General features: G+C 68.8%; 11 protein-coding genes and 1 tRNA gene. 3 read left to right on the top strand and 9 right to left on the bottom strand.

Annotation, left to right across the window (positions count from 1 at the left end; all coding sequences use genetic code 11):
* Nucleotides 1-48: 48 nt before the first annotated feature.
* Nucleotides 49-2,532, bottom strand: coding sequence for an ATP-dependent DNA ligase (locus C3481_RS02625; RefSeq protein WP_103840678.1), 2,484 nt, complete (start codon nucleotides 2,530-2,532; stop codon nucleotides 49-51).
* A 61-nt stretch (nucleotides 2,533-2,593) separates the two neighbouring features.
* Between C3481_RS02625 and C3481_RS02620 the strand changes: the two genes are divergently transcribed.
* On the top strand, nucleotides 2,594-3,574 hold the full coding sequence (locus tag C3481_RS02620) for a Ku protein (protein WP_103840676.1): 981 nt from the start codon (nucleotides 2,594-2,596) through the stop codon (nucleotides 3,572-3,574).
* Here C3481_RS02620 and C3481_RS02615 read toward each other — a convergent pair whose 3' ends face one another.
* From C3481_RS02615 to C3481_RS02595, 5 genes are all read right to left on the bottom strand, one after another.
* Complete coding sequence (locus tag C3481_RS02615) at nucleotides 3,575-4,393, bottom strand: DedA family protein (RefSeq protein ID WP_023951153.1); 819 nt, start codon at nucleotides 4,391-4,393, stop codon at nucleotides 3,575-3,577.
* 51 nt (nucleotides 4,394-4,444) lie between these two features.
* A tRNA-Leu gene (locus tag C3481_RS02610) sits at nucleotides 4,445-4,526 on the bottom strand.
* Nucleotides 4,527-4,634: 108 nt separating this feature from the next.
* Nucleotides 4,635-5,468, bottom strand: a complete 834-nt coding sequence (locus C3481_RS02605; RefSeq protein WP_103840674.1) for a formate/nitrite transporter family protein — start codon at nucleotides 5,466-5,468, stop codon at nucleotides 4,635-4,637.
* Between the two features lie 78 nt (nucleotides 5,469-5,546).
* Complete coding sequence (locus C3481_RS02600; RefSeq protein WP_103840672.1) at nucleotides 5,547-6,599, bottom strand: methionine synthase; 1,053 nt, start codon at nucleotides 6,597-6,599, stop codon at nucleotides 5,547-5,549.
* A 31-nt stretch (nucleotides 6,600-6,630) separates the two neighbouring features.
* Nucleotides 6,631-7,668 (bottom strand): putative oxygenase MesX, encoded by a 1,038-nt coding sequence (locus C3481_RS02595; protein ID WP_103840670.1) that lies wholly within the window; start codon nucleotides 7,666-7,668, stop codon nucleotides 6,631-6,633.
* A 118-nt stretch (nucleotides 7,669-7,786) separates the two neighbouring features.
* On the opposite strand from C3481_RS02595, the gene C3481_RS02590 reads away from it, so the two are divergent.
* Entirely contained in the window at nucleotides 7,787-8,728 is a 942-nt protein-coding gene (locus tag C3481_RS02590; RefSeq protein ID WP_023951144.1) for a LysR family transcriptional regulator, read from the top strand.
* 53 nt (nucleotides 8,729-8,781) lie between these two features.
* Here the strand turns inward: C3481_RS02590 and C3481_RS02585 are convergent, their stop codons facing one another.
* The 3 genes from C3481_RS02585 to C3481_RS02575 are packed head-to-tail and all read right to left on the bottom strand — an operon-like array spanning nucleotide 8,782 to nucleotide 12,011.
* Nucleotides 8,782-9,975: a M20 family metallopeptidase gene (locus C3481_RS02585; RefSeq protein WP_103840668.1), complete on the bottom strand. Its 1,194-nt coding sequence runs from the start codon at nucleotides 9,973-9,975 to the stop codon at nucleotides 8,782-8,784.
* 1 nt (nucleotide 9,976) lies between these two features.
* On the bottom strand, nucleotides 9,977-11,410 hold the full coding sequence (locus C3481_RS02580) for an MFS transporter (protein WP_181021868.1): 1,434 nt from the start codon (nucleotides 11,408-11,410) through the stop codon (nucleotides 9,977-9,979).
* A complete protein-coding gene (locus C3481_RS02575) occupies nucleotides 11,400-12,011 on the bottom strand; it encodes a TetR/AcrR family transcriptional regulator (protein WP_103840664.1) in 612 nt (203 codons plus the stop codon). Before C3481_RS02575 ends, C3481_RS02580 begins: the two co-directional genes overlap by 11 nt.
* Nucleotides 12,012-12,155: 144 nt before the next feature.
* On the opposite strand from C3481_RS02575, the gene C3481_RS02570 reads away from it, so the two are divergent.
* Nucleotides 12,156-12,539, top strand: a complete 384-nt coding sequence (locus C3481_RS02570; protein WP_103840662.1) for a hypothetical protein — start codon at nucleotides 12,156-12,158, stop codon at nucleotides 12,537-12,539.
* The last annotated feature ends 72 nt before the right edge of the window (nucleotides 12,540-12,611 follow it).

The raw sequence follows: 12,611 nt of genomic DNA, 5'->3' as shown, positions 1-12,611 counted from the left end.
TCAGCCTGTCGTCGGCACACCCCGACGGCACAACCCCGACCGGCGACCCTAGCTCTCCTCTCGGCGGACGTCGCCGGGGGTCCGGTCCGGCCGCAGGCCCCGCCAGCGAGCGTGGCGCAGGATGCCGCCCGGCGTGAACTCGGCGAACTCGACCTCGCCGACGAGCTCGGGTCGAACCCACCGGGCGTCGGAGGCGTCGGCTGCGGGGATGCCCACGAACGGGTTCTCGTTCGAGCGGAGAGGCTCGAGGGCGGCGGTCAGCCGCGCGAGTTCGGCATCGGAGAACCCGGAGCCGACGCGCCCGGCGTAGTGCAGAGCGCCGTCGTCGTCGGGAATGCCGAGCAGCAGCGACCCGATGCCCCCGCGCCGCTCGCCCTTGCCCGGCCGGATCGCGCCGACGACGACGTCCTGCGTGCGGGTGAGCTTGACCTTGAGCCATTCCTCCGATCGAACGCCGGGGCGGTAACGGGATGACGGATCTTTCACGACGGCACCCTCGAGATCGAGCTCCCGAGCCACGGTCAGCGCGGCGTCGAGGTCGTCGGTGACGGGCGGCACCGTGAGCGGCGGTTTTGCGTGCGCCGTCGCGGACTCGAGCAGTCGTCGGCGCTCGCGCAACGGCAGGGTCGTGACGTCGCGGTCGCCGTGCCGCAGCATGTCAAACACGAAGAGATCGGCGGGCGTGCGGTCGCGCTCCCGCGCGATGTCGCGGGCCTTCGTGAGGTGCATCCGGTTCTGCAGGAGCGGGAAGCTCGGGCGTCCCGCCCCGTCGAGCGCGACGATCTCTCCGTCGAGCACCAGGGGGGTCTCGCCGAGTCCCAGATCCGCATCCTCGCCCGTGAGCTCGGGGTAGCGGGCCGTGATGTCGGTGCCGCTGCGGGCGTGCAACCGCATCCGCTCGCCGTCCCAGTACGCGATCGCCCGCACGCCATCCCACTTGAACTCGACCCACGGCCCCCAGCGTTCCGCCGTCGCGCGGGCGGCTCCGCGCGACGATGAGACGGCCAGCATGGGCGACACCGGTCCCGCCGCGATCGTCGATGCGCCCGTCTCGGCGTCGGGATGAGCAGATGCCGGCGGCCGCGCGGACGGCGCCGGCCGCGCGGATGCCTCCGGCCGCGCAGACCCCGCGGGTGCGGAGGGGGCCGACCCCGGAGCCTCGGTCTTCAGCCGGTGCAGGAGCCACTGCGACTTCTCGCCCGACCCGCCGGTGCGGATGAGCACGAGGCGCGCGTCGTGCGCGGTTCCGCCGGTGGTGCCCCGGAGGGTGAAGATGATCTCGTCCTCGCGCCACTTCTCGAGGTCGTAGACGCCGGTGTCCCAGATCGTCATGGTGCCCGCACCGTACTCGCCGGCGGGGATCTCGCCGTGGAAGGTCAGGTACTCCAGCGGATGCGGCTCGGTCATCACGGCGAGATGGTTGCGGTCGGTCGTCTCGGGGATGCCGCGGGGCACAGCCCAGCTGACCAGCACTCCGTCCCGCTCCAGGCGCAGGTCGTAGTGCAGCCGCCGGGCATGGTGCTCCTGCACGACGAAGCGGGGCTTGCCCGCTGGTGCGGTACCCGCAACGCCCGCCGCAGCACCCGACACGGCATCGGGCATGGGCTCGGGCGTGCGGTCCGCGGACCGCTTCGCGAGGTACGGCGCCAGCGGTGCCGTTCGCCGGGGTGCGAGCGCCGCGAGCAGGTCGCCGACGTCGTCTGCGCGCTCGAGCATCTCGTCGAAGCGGAGGTGGCGGAGGTCCGGATCGTCGAGCTCGTCCCACGTTCGCGGTGCAGCGACGGTCGGCTCATCGCGGCCGCGCAGCGAATAGGGCGCGATGGTGGTCTTCGAACCGTTGTTCTGGCTCCAGTCGAGCAAGACCTTGCCGGTGCGGGCGCTCCGGGTCATCTGACTGATGACGAGGTCGGGGTGGTCGGCCTCGAGAGCGCGGGCGAGCTCTTTCGCGAACGCCGAGGCCTGATCGCTCGTCTTCGCGCCGGCGAGCGGAGCGTACAGATGGATGCCCTTGCTTCCGCTCGTGACGGGAAACAACTCCATTCCCATGTCCGAGAGGATGCTGCGCACCCACCGCGCCACCTCGGCGCACTCGGCCAGCCCGACACCGGGGCCCGGATCGAGGTCGAGGACGAGCCGGTCGGGAGAGCCGCGCTCGCCGGCGTCGGTGAAGCGCCACTGCGGGACGTGCAGTTCGAGGCTCGCGACCTGCGCGAGGTAGACGAGCGAGGCCACCTCTTCGACGAGGGGGTAGTCCTTCGATCCGCTGGAATGGTCGATCGGCATGCGGGGGAGCCATGAGGGAGCGCCGGGCTCGAGGGCTTTCGCGAAGAAATCGGGCTGTTCGACGCCCTCGGGCCAGCGTTTGCGCGTCACCGGGCGCCGGTCGAGGTGGGGGAGCATCAGGGGCGCGATGCGCGAGAAGTAGTCGATCACCTCGCCCTTGGTGGTGCCCGTTCTGGGGTACAGCACCTTGTCGAGGTTCGACAGCCGCAGACGTCGGCCGTCGACCCGGACCGTCTGCTCTCCTGCCATGCCGACAGGCTATTGCGCCACCCGCTGGCGTCGCCGAGGGGTTGCGGTGTGTACTTCGTGCATGAGATCGATCTGGAAAGGCGCCCTCACCTTCGGGCTCGTCAATGTGCCGGTGAAGGTCTACTCGGCGACCGAGGACCACGACGTGCCCCTGCACCAGGTGCACAACGCCGACGGCGGGCGCATCCGCTACCAGCGCATCTGCGAGATCGACGGTGAGGTCGTGCCCTACGCCGATATCGATCGCGCCTACGACGACGGCGAGCAGACCGTCGTGCTCACGAAGGAGGATCTGGCGTCGTTGCCCTCCGAGCGGAGCCGCGAGATCGACGTCGTCGAGTTCGTGCCGAGCGACCAGATCGATCTGCTGACGCTCGACAAGGCGTACTACCTCGAGCCCGACTCGTCGTCGCCCAAGTCGTACGTCCTGCTCCGCAAGACCCTGGAGCAGACGGATCGGACCGCGATCGTGCGGTTCTCCCTGCGACAGAAGACGCGGCTCGCGGCGCTGCGCGTGCGGGGCGATGTCCTCGTGCTGCAGACGCTGCTGTGGGCCGACGAGGTCCGTGAGGCGGCGTTCCCGGCCCTCGATGAGTCGGTGCGCATCTCGGCGAAGGAGCTCGAGATGTCGGCATCCCTCGTCGAGAGCTTCTCGAGCGACTTCGACCCCGAGGCGTTCACGGACGAGTATCAGGAGGAGCTGCGGACCCTCATCGACGCCAAGCTCGAGAAGGGCGACGCTCTCGACACCTCCGAGACCTTCGGTGAGAAGGCCGAGAAGGAGGGCGGCGAGGTCATCGACCTGATGGAGGCGCTGCGGGCGAGTGTCGAGCGCAGCCGTGCGGCGCGTGGCGGGGGCTCGAAGACATCCAGCGACGATGCCGGAGACGGCGACACCGAGACGCCCGCGAAGAAGCGCGCCGGGAAGAGTGCGGCGGCGAAGCCGGATGCCGACGAGAAGTCGCCCGCGAAGAAAGCGCCCGCTAAGAAGAAGACGGCCGCGAAGAAGACTCCCGCGAAGAAGAGCGCGAAAGCCTCCTGATCAGCTCCGCGGCGGTTCGTGACCGCCGTCGGGCTCAGCCGCCGGCGCCCCGGGGCGGTGCACGTGCGGGTGGCCGTGCTCACGGAAGACCTCCGGGTCGAGCACGAGCTCGCGCGCCTCTTCGGAGTCGGTGTACTCGTCGGGTCCGGCGGCCATCTCCTTCTTCGCCTTCCGCTTCTCGGCGAAGTAGTGCCACACGATGAAGAAGACGGTGCCGACGACGGCCGCGAGCAGGATGACGTCGATGTACTTCGCGACGAACTCGCCGACGCCCGGAATCAGGCTCACGAGGTAGCCGATCACGGTCAGGCCGAAGCCCCAGATGACGGCCCCGATGAGGTTGTAGAGCGAGTACCGATGCCACGGCATCTTGCCGACACCGGCGGCGACGGGCGCGAATGTGCGGACGATGGGGACGAAGCGGGCGAGGATCACGGTGACGCCGCCGTATCGCTCGAAGAACGCGTTCGTGCGCTCGACGTTGCGGCGACTGAACAGGCCCGATTCCTTGCGCTCGAAGACGGCGGGGCCGCCCTTGCGGCCGATCACATAGCCCACCTCACCGCCGAGGAAGGCCGAGAATCCGATCAGGAGACCGACGATCCATACGTTGATCCCGAAGACCCCGTGGGGTGCGTGCGTGACCGGGTTCGACAGCAGGCCCGCCATGATCAGCAGCGTGTCGCCGGGAAGCAGGAAGCCGACGAGCAGTCCGGTCTCGGCGAAGATGATGAAGCACACCACGAGCAGAGCCCAGGGGCCCGCCGCGCTGATGATGGTGGCGGGGTCGAGCCAGGGGATGAGGGCGATCTGATGCACGAGTTTCCCGTCGGGAGAGGATGACGCGAGGACGGGCGAACGCCCGATCCGTGCGGAAGGTGGGACTTGAACCCACACGCCGTGAGGCACAGGAACCTAAATCCTGCGTGTCTGCCAATTCCACCACTCCCGCTGACGGGTTCAGTCTAGGCGGGTGGGATAGCCAGAATCGTCCGCATAACCCCCGAATCCGCCGAGATGATGTGGCGGTCACGGCGCACGCATGGCCGCCCCATCGCACCTATCGCGCGACCGAGCTCTCGCGCCCTGAGCCCGGGATGTTCGCGGGGGCCTCAGTGATCCGCGGGGAGCCGCCGACGAACCAGTATCCGGTGCCGACGACGAGGCCGCCGCCGACGAGGTTCCCGGCGCCCACGAGCACCAGATTGAGGGCGAAGCCGCCCAGGGTCGCCGACGGGTCGCCGGAGAGCAGGCCGATCGTGAACGTGGTCATGTTCGCCACGACGTGCTCGAAGCCGGAGGTGATGAACGCGAGGATCGCGGCGAACACGACGAGGATGCGGGCGCTCTCACTGCGCAGCCGCACCGTCATCCAGATCGCGATGCAGACGAGCACATTGCACAGGATGCCGCGGACGAACAGCTCGACCGGCGACTCGTGTGCCTTCGCGGCGAGCATGTCGGAGATCATCGTGCCGGCCGCGGCGTTGCTGTGCAGCACCCCCGACGCGACGATCAGCGCTCCGAACACGACCGATCCGACGAGGTTGGCGCCGAACGTCCACAGGACCGCCCCGGCTGCGCGCCCCGCCGGCACGGCCCTCATGAGCGTCGCCTGGGGGACCGTCATCATCGAGGAGGTCACGAGCTCGCCGCCCGCGATGACGACGATCGTCAGGGCGACCCCGAACACCAGTCCCGACACGAGCTTGCCCCAGCCCGAGCCCGCCGCGAAGAGGGGCCCGGCTGCCGTGACCATGAGCACGACCCCGACGCCGATGTACGCGCCGGCGAGCATGCCCGACACCGTGAAGCGAGCGGGCGAGCGCAGCCCGTCCGTCTTGTGGCGGCCGTTCTCGGCTTGTGCGGCGAGCGCCTCGGGGATCGTGAGCACGGGATCACCGTCCTTCCGCCGCCAGTGTGCGCTCGATGCGCGGGCCGAAAGGGGGCGGCGGGCCGGGGATAACCCGGGTCAGCGCGCGGCGAGCGCGCTCGGCTCGGAGACCTCGGCTCGGACGATGGCGGCCCCGGCCACCAGGGCGCTGATCTTGTCGTACGCCACGGCGCGGGGCAGCGGTGCCATGCCGCAGTTGGTGCTCGGGATCAGGTTGCCGGCGTCGACGAACTCGAGGGCGCGGCGGAGCGTCTCGGCGACCTCATCCGGCGTCTCGACCTCGTGGCTTGCGACATCGATGGCGCCGAGCATCACCTTCTTGCCTCGGATGAGCTCGATCAGCTCGACCGGAACGTGCGAGTGGTGGCTCTCGAGCGAGATGACGTCGATGCTCGAGCGCTGGAGAAGCGGGAACGACTCCTCGTACTGCCGCCACTCCGGACCGAGCGTCGCCTTCCATTCGTTGTTGGCCGCGATGCCGTAGCCGTAGCAGATGTGCACCACCGTCTCGGCGCGCAGGCCCTCGGCAGCCCGCTCGAGCGCGGCGATACCCCAGTCCTTCATCTCGTCGAAGAACACGTTGAACGCGGGCTCGTCGAACTGGATGATGTCGACGCCGGCGGCCTCGAGCTCTCGGGCCTCCTGGTTGAGGATCGTCGCGAACTCCCACGCGAGCTTCTCGCGGCTCCGATAGTGACGATCGGCCAGCGTGTCGATCATGGTCATCGGTCCCGGGAGCGCCCACTTGATGGGGCTGTCGGTCTGCTGCCGGAGGAAGGCCGCGTCATCGACGAAAACCGGCCGCCGGCGACTGACGGCGCCGACGACGGTGGGCACGCTCGCGTCGTATCGATCGCGGATGCGCACGGTCTCGCGCCGTTCGAAGTCGACGCCGTCGAGGTGCTCGATGAAGGTCGTGACGAAGTGCTGGCGGGTCTGTTCCCCGTCGCTGATGATGTCGAGTCCGCGGCGCTCCTGCTCGTGCACCGCGACGCGCAGGGCGTCTCGTCTGCCTTCCGTCAGCGTGTCGCCGGTCAGTTCCCACGGTGACCACAGCACCTCGGGTTTGGCGAGCCACGACGGCTTGGGCAGACTGCCGACGGTCGAGGTGGGCAGAACGGTGTGAGACACGGATGGTCCTTCGGGTGAGCGGGTCAGCGGGTCAGCGGGTGAGCGCGCTCGGGGCGGCGTAGCGGGCGGCCCAGCGGCTGAGGACCTGGCGGTGCGGGGTGACGAAGTGCTCCTCGGCGTACCTGCCCTGCGTCGTGGCGAGCTGGCTGCGCTCGACCCGGTCGTAGGTGATGTCCGTCCGCACGAAGTCATCACTCTCGAGGGTGGGCCGGTAGGCCTCGCCGGCGGGCTCGGTGGCGTTGTAGATCTCGGGCCGATAGATCTTCTGGAACGTCTCCATCGTGCTGATCGTGCCGATCAGCTGCAGATCGGTGTAGTCGGCGAGCAGGTCGCCGCGGTGGTAGAACGCCAGCGGCGCGACGCTTCCGCGCGGCATGAAGTACCGCACCTGCAGCCCCATCTTCGCGAAGTACTCGTCCGTCAGAGAGAACGAGTCCTGCTCGTACTCGACGCCGAGGACCGGGTGCCGGTTGCCGTTGCGCCGGTAGGTCCGGCTCGTCGACACGCTGATGCACACGACGGGGGATTGGGGGAACCGCTCGCGGTAGGCGTCGGAATCGAGGAAGTGCTGGAAGAGCTTGCCGTGCAGGTCGCCGAACCCATCCGGCACCGTGAACGCGCCGGGCGTCTGCTGCGCGGACGGCAACAGGATGCTGAAGTCGTAGTCGCGCAGATACGACGAGAAATTGTTGCCGACGATGCCGTGGTGGCGCTCGCCGGTCTGCCGGTCGACGATGTGGATGTCGAGCACCTCGAGCAGCGGGAACTCGCGGTCGGCGGGGGCATCCGTCGATGCGCCGTCGGTATCGGAGTCGGTGTCGTCGTCGGACCGCAGGTGCGCCGAGACGATGTCGAGCTCGGCGGTGTACCGGTCGCCCTCCGGGTTGCCGGTGCGGGCGAGGTCGTTGAGTCGAGCGTCGATCATCGCGAGCGCGCCGCGGAGGTTCTCCCGGCGGCGCTCGCCGCGGGCGAGGTTGGCGAAGTTCGTGGTGATGCGCGACGAGTCGGAGGGGGTGTAGTCCTCGTCGAAACGCGTCGTCGAGATGCGGAACGTGAAGTCGTTCGCCATGATCAGCCAATCAAGCGGAGCTCCGGAGAGCCGTGCGGAAGATGTCGGCTCCATCGTGCGCTCTGGCGGTAGTCATCGGGTAATTCCCGCTCGCTATCCAGTGCCATAGTCTGGGGCTATGGCCGTGCGTCGAAGCGGGATCACCCTGCAGCAGCTGCAGTACTTCATCGAGGTCGCCGCCGAGGGGTCGATCTCGGCGGCATCCGATCTGCTCTACGTTGCGCAGCCCACGATGTCTGCGGCGATGAAGGATCTCGAGGCGCGGGTCGGCCGTGATCTGCTGGTCCGGTCGGCCCGAGGCGTGACCCTGACCACCGACGGCGTGGAGTTCCTGGGGTACGCCCGTCAGGTCGTCGAGCAGGCCGAGCTGCTCGAGCAGCGCTACCTCGGGAGGCCGCCGTCGCGGCGGCTGCTCGGCGTCTCGACGCAGCACTACTCGTTCGCCGTCGACGCGTTCGTTCGGATGGTCAGGAGCACCGGGGCGCCCGAATACGAGTTCTCGCTGCGCGAGACCCGGACGTGGGACATCATCGAGGACGTCCGGACGCTGCGAAGCGAGCTGGGCATCCTCTTCCGCAACGACTTCAACCGGAACGTGATCGACAAGCTGCTGCGGGATTCGGGGCTCGCGTTCCACCCGTTGTTCGTTGCCGAACCGCACATCTTCGTCTCGCGCCGGAACCCGCTCGCGGCCCGTGCCCGCGCGACCCTCGACGATCTCGCCGACCTGCCGCGCCTGACCTTCGACCAGGGCGCGAACAACTCGTTCTACTTCGCCGAGGAGATCCTCTCGACGCTCTCGAGCAAGCAGGAGATCCGGGTGTCGGATCGCGCGACGATCTTCAACCTCATGATCGGCCTCGACGGCTACACGATCTCGACGGGCATCATCAGCGATGACCTGGATCCTGAGATCGTCGCCGTGCCGCTCGATGTCGACGAACGCATCGAGATCGGGTGGATCGGCCGCACGGCCGTCCCGCTCACCGAGCAGGCGCAGCGCTATCTCGAGGAAGTCCGCGCCGTCGTCGCGGGATTCGGCATCGAGCTGCTCGGCTGAGCCGGAGTCGTCGCCGCAGGCCGCACGAGCTGGGTGCGGCGACGACTCGTCGGCTACCGTGACGTGCGCGCGAAGGCGACCGATGCCAACGCCGCGGCCTGGTCGCCCAGCACCGAATCGTCGAACACCACGCGAGGGGAGTGATTCCACTCGACGGTGCTCAGATCGGTTCCCTCGGGTGACGTCAGAAGCGCGATGAAGGTCCCGGGCACTTCCGCCAGGACGAACGCGAAGTCCTCGGAGCCCATCATCGGGGAGGGCAGCACCATGACGCGCTGCTCGCCGAATGCCCGGCGAAGCTCGGCGAGGGTCGCCTCGGTCTCGGCGACGTCGTTCACGGTCACGGGGTACATGGTCTCGAAGCGGGTGTCGGCGGTGAGACCGTGCGCCGAGGCGACGCCGTCGACGACCCGCGGCAGTCCGCTCTGCAGGATCGCCAGCGACGTCGGCGACATGTTCCGCACGGTCGCGGCGATCTCGACCTTCTCGGGGATCACGTTGACGGCCCCGTCTCCCGTCGACAGGCGGGTGACCGACAACACCACGGGGTCGAAGGCGTCGAAGCTGCGCGTCACGAAGCTCTGGAGCGCGAGCACGATCTCGGCGGCGGCCGGCACCGGATCGAGCGTCTGGTGCGGCTGCGAGCCGTGCCCGCCGCGACCGTTGACCGTGATGAATAGCTGGTTCGAGCCGGCTGCCACGGCGCCCGTCCTCGTCGCGAACATGCCCCGTGGTCCCGGTGCGACGTGGATGGCATAGGCGGCGATGGGGCGCTCGCCCGCGGCATCCAGCAGCCCCTCGTCGAGCATGATCTTGGCGCCGCCGTGGCCCTCCTCGCCGGGCTGGAACATGAAGACGACCGACCCGTGCAGTTCATCGCGGCGAGCGGAGAGCAGCTTCGCCGCGCCCACGAGTCCCGCGGTGTGCAGGTCGTGGCCGCACGCATGCATGGTGCCGTTCGTCGCGGCGTAGTCGAGACCGGTCGCCTCGTCGATCGGCAGGGCATCCATGTCGCCGCGCAGCAGCACGGCCGGGCCGGGCAGCGCGCCGCGGAGAACGGCGACGATCGACGTCGTCGCCGTTCCCGTCGTGATCTCGAGCGGCAGCCCCTCGAGGGAGTCGAGCACGCGCTGCTGTGTGCGGGGCAGGTCGAGCCCGAGCTCGGGGTCGGCGTGGAGCGCGCGGCGCAGGGCGACGAGATCGGGAACGATCGCGGCCGCATCGGCGGTGAAATCGGGGGTGGTCATGTCAGCCTTTCGTTGCCGGGGTGACGGAGCGCGGCATGCGCATGGTGGCGAGGGCGACGGCGGCGATGAGGAACGCCGCGGCGCAGACTCCCCAGATCGTGATGTAGCCCTGGATCGACGAGTGCAATGCGCCTGTGGTCGTGAAGCCCGCGAGCACGACGGCGAACACGGCGCCGGCGGTCGAGCCGCCGAGCGTGCGGAGCGAGTTGTAGACGCCCGCTGCGATGCCCGTCGAATCGGTGGGAGCGAGCTCTGCGACGAGCGCGGGCAGAGCGCCGAGCAGCAGACCCATCCCGATGCCGTTGATCGCCGAGATTACGAAGATCTGCCAGAGGTGGTCGTGGAACGCGATCTGGACGAGCGAACCGGATGCTGCCGCGAGCGCCCCCGCGATCAAGACGGCTCGGATGCCGACCCGCCGGGCCAGCGGTGCGAATGTGGCCGCCCCGAGGGTGGCGAGGATCGTGACCACCGCGGTGACGGCGGAGGCGGTGCTCGCCGACGCGGCGAATCCGTAGCCCGTCTGCGCGGGATCGGCGGTGAGGAATGTCGTCGTCGGCGACTGCGCGCCGAACATCACCATGCCGAAGAGGAAGGCCGTGAGGTAGACGGGACCGAGCCCGGGAGAGACGACGAGACGGAGGTCGATCGCAGGTGACGTCGTCCGCAGCTCCCATACGACCCAGACCGCGAAGACGACGAGCGCTGCGGCGAGAGTTGCGATCGTCAGGGGCGACGCGAAGCCGGAGGTCGAGGCGAGGCGCAGCCCGAACAGCAGGAGGACCATGGCGAGGCCGATGCCGACGAAGCCGAGCACGTCGACCTTCGCCGCCGTGCGGGTGGTCGATTCGGGCACCTTGAAGAACACCGCGTAAGCGCTGACCGCGACGAAGACGACCGGCACGAGGAGGGTGAGGGTGAGGCTCGGCAGCACCGCGGAGAACAGGCCGGCCGCGAGGGTCCCGAGGATCGCACCACCGGTCAGGCACGACACGAGCAGACCGATCGAGGTACGCGCCGTCTCGCCCTTGATGCGGTTGTGGACGAGCGCGATCTCGAGCGGCAGCCAGACGGCGAGCGGGCCGACGAGGATCCGCGCGGCGAGCACGATCGGGTAGCTCGGCAGGAACGCCGTGACGAGGGTGCCGATCAGCACCGCGACGACAGCGATGCGCAGCATCCGCCGGTGCCCGAAGATGTCGCCCATCTTCGACAGGAGTGGCACGCAGACGGCAGCCGCCAGCGTCTGAACGGTCAGGAACCACGTGATGTCGGCATCGGATACGCGAAGATGGCCGGCGATCTCGCCGAGGAGCGGGGCGTAGAACCCCTGGACGAAGCCGCTGGCGAGCTCGCAGAAGACGAGGAAGCCGACGACGGCGCGGACGCTGACCTTCGGCAGGGACTGGGTGAGGGGTGGGGATTCAGGGGACATCGGGAACCTGTTCATCGGCGTCGGGCAGTCGACGGGGAGGGTGTGTCACGAGGGCGTCGATGATGTCGACGTAGTGGCGCTCATCGATGTGGATGCGCTTGACGGACTGCCGGTACAGGGTGAGCCCGGCGATCGTGTCGAGGAGGATGTCGTGGTCGACGTCCTCGGGGAGGTCGCCCCGGGCGATGGCGCGATCGATGATCTCGATGCCCTGTTGGCGGCGGTGCTGGAAGAAGGTGTCCCAGAGCAGGGTGAAGACGTCGGGCTCGAACATCGCACGGAGTCCGTTGCGCTGTTCGGGGGAGAGCACCTGGTTGCGCTGGTTCTGCAGGGCATGCTCGAGCAGGTCGGCGCGCACGTCGTCGTGGTCGGGCATGGCGCCGACCTCGACCTGCGACCGCAACACGGCGGCGACGAGCGCTCCCTTGTCGGAGTAGCGGCGGTAGATCGCCGTCTTCCCGCAGCCGACGGCCCTGGCGACCCGTTCGACGCTGAGCTGCTGATACCCGTGCGCGCCGAGGAGGTCGGCGGCGGCGACGAGGATACGGCGGGTCAGGTCTTCGTCGGTGGGTCGGCCCGGCTTCTCGGTCTGCGACGTCATGGCCACAACGATACGAAACGGTGTGTTTCGTTAGTGTTACGGATTGTTCACGATTCCGGCGGGCCTCGACGGCCGCGTCCTGTCGCGGTCGTCGACTCTGCTGGGACTCTCCCTTTGCGTCCGAGCTGGAGGAGGTGCGGCGGGATGCAGATCATCACCGCGGGGCTGCTGGTGGCATGGGCGTTGGCTGTCGTCATCGCCAGCACCCTCGGAGTACGCGGTAGATACGAGACGGCGTCCATCAACGGCATGCGGCGGCGTCGAGCGGATGAGTCCGACGCCGCCTGGCGAGCCGGTCTTCGGGCCCTCTATTCGTGGGTGCTGACATCGGCCGCGCTGCTCCTTTTCCTGGCGCTGGCGATGCTCTTAACGCCACCGAGTGCTTCGGATCTTTTGCTCCTTCTCGGCCTCGCCTTTGTCGTGGCAAGCGTCTCCGTGGGTATCGGGGCCCTGAATCGGGCGGTCCGGCGGCAGCAGGAGGCGGAAAGTGCCGAGCGTGGCCTTGGCGTGCCGCCGAAAAAGCGATAAGGCTAGATTGACCTGACAGTTCACGGAGCGGGTACTGCGGTCACCTCGGCCCCTACGTCCCGCTGGCTAGCG

Source organism: Microbacterium sp. Ru50, assembly GCF_002920555.1.
Taxonomy (GTDB): domain Bacteria; phylum Actinomycetota; class Actinomycetes; order Actinomycetales; family Microbacteriaceae; genus Microbacterium; species Microbacterium arborescens.
This window is presented reverse-complemented; position numbering and strand designations above follow the sequence as displayed.

Excerpts from the sequence above, each read along its gene's own strand:
- C3481_RS02625 (WP_103840678.1), bottom strand. The coding sequence starts at position 2,532 with ATGGCAGGAGAGCAGACGGTCCGGGTCGACGGCCGACGTCTGCGGCTG.
- C3481_RS02620 (WP_103840676.1), top strand. The coding sequence starts at position 2,594 with ATGAGATCGATCTGGAAAGGCGCCCTCACCTTCGGGCTCGTCAATGTG.
- C3481_RS02595 (WP_103840670.1), bottom strand. The coding sequence starts at position 7,668 with ATGGCGAACGACTTCACGTTCCGCATCTCGACGACGCGTTTCGACGAG.
- C3481_RS02590 (WP_023951144.1), top strand. The coding sequence starts at position 7,787 with ATGGCCGTGCGTCGAAGCGGGATCACCCTGCAGCAGCTGCAGTACTTC.
- C3481_RS02585 (WP_103840668.1), bottom strand. The coding sequence starts at position 9,975 with ATGACCACCCCCGATTTCACCGCCGATGCGGCCGCGATCGTTCCCGAT.
- C3481_RS02580 (WP_181021868.1), bottom strand. The coding sequence starts at position 11,410 with ATGTCCCCTGAATCCCCACCCCTCACCCAGTCCCTGCCGAAGGTCAGC.
- C3481_RS02575 (WP_103840664.1), bottom strand. The coding sequence starts at position 12,011 with ATGACGTCGCAGACCGAGAAGCCGGGCCGACCCACCGACGAAGACCTG.
- C3481_RS02570 (WP_103840662.1), top strand. The coding sequence starts at position 12,156 with ATGCAGATCATCACCGCGGGGCTGCTGGTGGCATGGGCGTTGGCTGTC.